The 790-nt window shown below is 49.2% G+C and carries 1 protein-coding gene and 1 pseudogene; both read right to left on the reverse strand.

The genetic code is table 11. The features are described 5' to 3' along the window. Positions 1–132 (reverse strand): annotated as a pseudogene (locus tag ACYVJ4_RS18200) (tellurite/colicin resistance protein); the annotation flags it as partial. Between the two features lie 184 nt (positions 133–316). Then, the coding region (locus ACYVJ4_RS18205) for an HNH endonuclease (RefSeq protein ID WP_460461492.1) at positions 317–790 on the reverse strand (474 nt) is incomplete at its 5' end.

Genomic DNA, 790 nt, shown 5'->3' on the forward strand with positions numbered 1-790 from the left:
CGCGTCGCATGTGCCGTCGGCATACGCAATGGAGTAAGCACCCCACACCGTAGCTTCAACCGCGTCGCGGTTTTCCATTTTCTTAACTTCGACAACAGCTTTACGTGCTTTCTTTTTAAAGATACCGAACATAGTGACTTTCCTTTTAGCGGGTGAGCCAGCGCTCAGGAATGATCAGCCCACAGAGACAGTCACACCGACCGTTCCCTATGGCTCACCCCTGAAAGGCTCTGTGGTTGAATTGCGCCGAGCGTGGCGCGAAGAATTTCGGACATAAAAAAACCCGCACTGAGGCGGGTTTGGTGTCGTGTAGGCGTTAACGACACATTTCAGCTTTAGCTTTCATGTAAGCCTCGTGAGCCAACTCCGCAGTTTGGAAACTACCGAGCTCTTTACGTTGCCCGTTGATGCGAATAGCGGAACGCCATACGCCGCGAGCTTTGCACCAGTTTGCTCCAATCAGCTTGGACTTCGCCCCTTTTCGAACTTTGTGTCTGTTCTGTTGATTAACAAACTGGGTAACGATACGTAAGTTGTCCCATCGGTTATCTTTGGGATTGCCATTGATATGATCGACACACTTATCAGCCGGCGGCAGCGCACCGTCCATATACAAAAAAGCCAACCGATGAGCGAAAATTAATTTCTTATCGATCATTATCTGGATATAGCCGTACGTATCTGCGTTCCCGGCTATTTTGCCAGGCGTAGACCGTGAGTTTGTTCGCTTGATCCAAACAAATAAACCAGTCAAAGGGTCGTACTTCAGAACCTCTTTCAGCCGTTCTTG

The sequence above is a fragment of the Angustibacter peucedani genome, assembly GCF_054779595.1.